Source organism: Lentibacillus salicampi (genome assembly GCF_004565465.1).
In the GTDB taxonomy this organism is placed as follows: Bacteria; Bacillota; Bacilli; order Bacillales; family Amphibacillaceae; genus Lentibacillus; species Lentibacillus salicampi.
The window spans coordinates 1-5,301 of the sequence record NZ_SRHY01000075.1 but is presented as its reverse complement, the minus strand read 5'-3'; the positions used below and the strand labels follow the sequence as shown (position 1 = coordinate 5,301).

General features: G+C 40.4%; 3 protein-coding genes. All 3 read left to right on the top strand.

The window, feature by feature from the left end:
* Positions 1-119: 119 nt before the first annotated feature.
* The 3 genes from E4U82_RS19110 to E4U82_RS19100 all read left to right on the top strand — a co-directional run bounded on the left by E4U82_RS19110 (position 120) and on the right by E4U82_RS19100 (position 5,079).
* Positions 120-4,064: an AAA domain-containing protein gene (locus E4U82_RS19110; protein ID WP_135111836.1), complete on the top strand. Its 3,945-nt coding sequence runs from the start codon at positions 120-122 to the stop codon at positions 4,062-4,064.
* A gap of 167 nt (positions 4,065-4,231) precedes the next feature.
* Positions 4,232-4,858: a hypothetical protein gene (locus tag E4U82_RS19105; protein WP_209300613.1), complete on the top strand. Its 627-nt coding sequence runs from the start codon at positions 4,232-4,234 to the stop codon at positions 4,856-4,858.
* 23 nt (positions 4,859-4,881) lie between these two features.
* Positions 4,882-5,079 carry a DUF4357 domain-containing protein gene (locus E4U82_RS19100; protein WP_135111834.1) on the top strand — a complete coding sequence of 66 codons (198 nt, stop codon included), beginning with the start codon at positions 4,882-4,884 and terminating at the stop codon, positions 5,077-5,079.
* Positions 5,080-5,301 lie beyond the last annotated feature (222 nt).

Genomic DNA, 5,301 nt, shown 5'->3' with positions numbered 1-5,301 from the left:
GATGCTTTAAAAAAGACCAATAACAAATTCAAACAACTAATCAAAGGTCAATTACATCAATGGTTTTCCGCCTTGCCCAATTATATCAAGGCTTATCTGCCTAATTTGTGCTGCGAAAGTTGAGTAATAACTTCTTTGAACTTATTTCCCGTTTTGAAAAAGAAGGTGAATCTCTGGAGTTTGTTTTTGGCAAAGGTATCCTGACTTGGGCGCATCCTGATAAAAAGGTTGGAACCATTAGGCATCCGCTATTGACGTGCAAACTCGAAGTGGAATTAGATGCGGAAAAAGGTGTTGTGGAAGCGAAGCAGGTAGAAGATGATATCGCCATTGAAAATGAAATGCTGTCAGGTGTTAGTCTTCCTAATCAAGAACAAGTTAATGATGTATTGAAGGAAATCCAGGCACTTTTGATGACAGATGATATGACTCAAGCATTTCAGCAATATATTCATTTAATTGATGCAAATGGACGTTATGCAGAAAGTGGCAAATTAGAATTACGGGATTATCCTATCTTATATAACAGGTCGATGTTTGCTCTGCGGACCAAGAATGTGCGTGTACTTCGGGATGATCTGGAACATATTATCGAAGGCATAAACTCGGGTGAAATTGAGCTGTCTGAGTCTGTCCTGTCAATTTTAGATGGAAAGAAAGAGCAAGAACGTGATAATGAAGGGGAATCCGCCAGTTCCTCAGCCTTGCCCAAGGACTTATTGTATTTTCCACTTGCTTCAAATGAACAGCAAAAAGAAATTGTCAATCGGATCGAAAGAAATTATGGAGTGACGGTTCAGGGACCTCCTGGAACCGGGAAAACTCATACCATTGCTAACCTTGTTTCCCACTTTCTGGCACAAGGTAAACGTATCCTAATAACGAGTCAAAAGGAAAATCCGTTAAAGGTGCTGAAGAATAAAATACCTGCGTCCATTCAGGATTTATGTGTCCCTGTGTTAGGTGGGGGCAGAGAGTCAATGGAGGAGATTGAAAAATCCATCCGGACACTCAGTGAGAAACTTGGAGAATTGGATCCTGCCGGGCTGAAAAATCAAATTGAGCGGAATTTAACGGCTATTGATAAAAGCAAGCGGCGTACAGCCAGATTACATAATGAATTGGAAACCTACTCGCGAAAAGAAGGTACGCCCATTGATTATAAAGGGGAGAAGTTATACAAATACGACGTAGCGAAACAGTTGGTTGGGGCTGAACTTGATTATCAGTGGATAAAAGATGATGTGGCCCTGGAAAAAGAGTTTCCATTGGCGCAAGCAGATTTCCGGGAACTGTGGAAACTGCGGGATATGCTGAAACAGGTAGACTTACCATTGCAACAACAAAAACTTCCCAGCTTAAATGACCATATCCGGAGCAGCCGCTCCTTTGAACAGCTAATCGAAGAAGGGGACGAACTGAACACTTATGAGGATGAGGGAAAAAGCATTCTCCACAAGTACGTTCTAACGAATGATGACGATTTTATCAATCGGTTAAAAGAAGATGCAGAGAAAGTACTGGAAAAAGAAGACCTATTGACACATGATGCTTATTCATATGTAATGGAAGATTTAATGGCTGGTGGCGTACGGGAAGAGCGTTGGCGAACTTTTATCAAAGAGCAGCAGGAAAACGTGGATCAGCTGTTTGCGTATTATAATCAATTGATAACCCATGACGTCCGTCTTCCAGATAAAAATGCAGAAGAGCTGAAAGCGGATATTGAGATCGCAAAAGATCGGATCAAAAGTGGGAAAAAGCCAAACATGCTCTTCTTTCTATTTAAAGGAAAACGGACGAAATATTTATTTCAGGAGCCGGTTTTAAATGAGAAACCTATTCAAAACCAGGAAGATATAGAAACGGTAGAGAGCTATCTTGCCTATACCGCACAAAAAAAGGAAACAGCCAGAGTAATTAATGGCAATATGGATGAAATAGGCCATGACACAATTGATCATGTGTCGGGCCGATTCCCACATCAGGCAGATGCGACTGTAAAGACCATCGTTTCTGTCGTAGAATTGTTTGATTTTATTAATGCTATTCAAGCAAAATTAACCGATGATCAATTAGAATTGATTAACTTTTATCAACCCGCAACTTTAAAAACACTTGTTCAGGAATTAGACGTTGTGAGCCGCTATATCGAGCTGGAAAAGTGGCGGAAACGACAGCAAGAGGAGCTTCGGTTTCTTCAAAAACTCAGCACAGATGAGAACATGCATCCGATCATTTATAAGTTCATGGAAGCCCTTGAAAATAAAGATCCTGCTCAGTGGAGCCAACTGATTAATCAACGGATTGAATTAGCGAACAAACAAGATCAGGTTACCGAATTCTACCGTCTGCTGAATGACATGGGGACGTTGCTGCCAGCGACTGCAGTATCTCTGGAATCATCAGTCGGCACAGACTGGGGATTTCCGGAACAGTACAATGAGGCATTCGAACTCCGCAAGCTTCAGACGTGGTTGGATGAAACAAAAGATATGAATATTGCAATCATGAAGGATCATATAGAGGACGAGTACCAGGAGCAGAAACAACTCATTCGCGAGATTGTCTCGGCCTCCACATGGAAAACTCAAATAGAACGGATATCGGAGAAAGAAAAACGTGCTCTGTCATCGTGGAAAAGCTATATTAGACGATTTGGAAAAGGCAGCGGCAAGTATGCACAAGTCAACCTGGAAGGGGCACGCGAGTCTATGAAGACAGCACAGAGCGCCATCCCGGTATGGATTATGCCTGTCAATCAAGTCATGGAAAACTTCCCGGTTACCAATGATAAATTTGATGTCGTGATCTTTGACGAAAGCAGCCAATGTGATGTATTCTCCGCCAATATACTATTACGGGGCGAGAAAATGATTGTCGTTGGAGATGAAGAGCAGATTAGCCCACAAGCAATCGGGACAAAACAAGAAGATGTTCACGAATTAGTACGCCGTTATTTACCGGATATACCGAACGCTAATTTGTTTGACGGCAATATCTCCCTCTATGAAATGGCAGAACAGACATTTCCAAAGGAAGGAAAACTGATGTTGCGGGAACACTTTCGTTGTGTACCGGAGATCATTCAATTTTCCAATGACTTAAGTTATGGCGGAGAAATGATCCCGCTAAGGCTTCCGGTGGAGGATGAAAAAATTGATCCACCAGTAACTGCCACTAAAGTGAATGATGGTTATAATGACGAGAAGGACAAAGACATCAATAGGCCGGAAGCAGAGAAAATCGTTACTGACATTGCGGAAATGGTTCAAGACCCAAAGTATGACGGACAAACATTTGGGGTTATCACGTTGCAAGGGAATAAACAGCAGGATTTGCTGGAGCTTCTGATCCGTGAGGAAATCGGTGATGAAGAATTCGTCAGACGGAAAATCATCTGCGGTAATGCTTATACGTTGCAGGGAAATGAACGTGATATCATTTTCCTTTCAATGGTGGTAGCCAGTAATCGGAACTTCCGTGCATTGACTAAAAACAGTGAAAAGCAGCGAATAAATGTGGCCGCCAGTCGCGCCAAGAATCAAATGAGATTGTATCACTCGGTCAATCCGGAAGAATTGAATCCAGACGACTTACGCTATCGATTGCTCAGTTACTGCAGACAACCATCAAGGCTAAATGAAGAGGTAGCCAATTTAGAAGAGAAGTGCGATTCTCCATTTGAGGTTGATGTGCTTAGAATGATATTGGCAAAAGGCTACAAAGTAACACCACAAGTAAAGGTAGGGAGATATCGCATTGACCTGGTTGTTGAAGGCATGCGTGATCGTCTTGCTGTTGAGTGCGATGGTGAAAAATGGCATGGACCAGAGAAATTTGAGGAAGATAGGCAACGACAGGAATCATTAGAGAGGGCAGGTTGGAGGTTTTGGCGTATCCGCGGCAGAGAATTTTACTTTAATAGGACAAAAGCAATGGAAGGCCTTTGGAAGAAATTAGATGATATGGGGATTGAACCATCCTTGGATGATTCCTTTTGGGATTCTAGCAAAGAACCTCAGACTAGGATTAATTATCCGGAGGTATCATTGAACAAGTAACTCGGAGAATGAACAACAATTAAGGTTATTTGGAGATGACACTGTTGATAACAAGCAAATAGATTTATTTGATAAAGAGGATGGAAGTATTTGAGTCAATTTCATGATTGCTCAGGTGTTTTCTTTATTAGAAGTAGACGTTAATTTTTAACAAATAAATAATCAGATTGGCGGATAATAATGATAGAAACAACTCCAAGGTGAAAGTGAATAATTCGGAGGATATAAGACATCAGGTACATATTGCAAATGTGCCCTTATCAGCACTAAAAAATAGAAAAAATAAGTGTTTTTTGAAGGTCAAAAAGAAGTATGATTATCAAAAGGTGGTCATTAAGGTCACCTTGGATAAATCTATACTTCAAAATAAGGCTGATATAATCGAAAGTTCTGTTACTATTAGCTTCAATGATGAAGAAGTCAATATATTCACGGAAAAACAGCATGCAGACAAAAATATTACTAAAAAAATGGGCAGATTCTGGATAGCTTATACGCCAATTGAAGATGATAAGTTAACAATAAAAGTCAAAAGTCACTTTAAGCAGTCGTTTTATAATAATGTCCTTCTTCCCCGGATTAAAAATAAAGAGGAAAAGGAAAAGCAAGCGAAAACACGGCAAGAAAAAGAAAAATATTCCCATGAAGATTTACACAGAAGAGATTTCCAATTTGCGGATAAGTTTCCTTACCACTACTCTCCAAATAGTGACGGTAACAGATCAAGAAGAGAAGTATTTGGAGGGGCCTTTTCAGGCGTATCAAAATCTGGCGGAAAGCGGAAAGGAAAGTAATTGTACAACCAGCTATTAAAAATATGCGAAAATCTTTGATTGCCAGTGGGGTGCTGGAGGAAAATAGCAACAAAAAGCTTTATGAATTTACAGATGATTATATATTTTATAGTCCAAGCTATGCGGCTGCAGCTATAGCAGGGGGGTCAGTAAACGGAAGAAGAGAGTGGAAATACAAGGGGAAGAATTTAAACGAAATGGAATCGGAGGATTTAAAATAGCATTTGGTATGGAAAATAAGGGGTGCACGAATTAATGCGCACCCTCTAACAATTATTCCAATCCAAATTGCGATTTTGAACTTAACTCGCCACCCTTGTGTTTGGCAAGTGAAAAGTACATAAGTTGGCAATACTTTTTTACATAACCTTGCCAGCCAGTTTATCCCTGCGATTGCGAATGAATTTCTTATTAATTTTTCAAGGTACAAACGGAATTCGTCA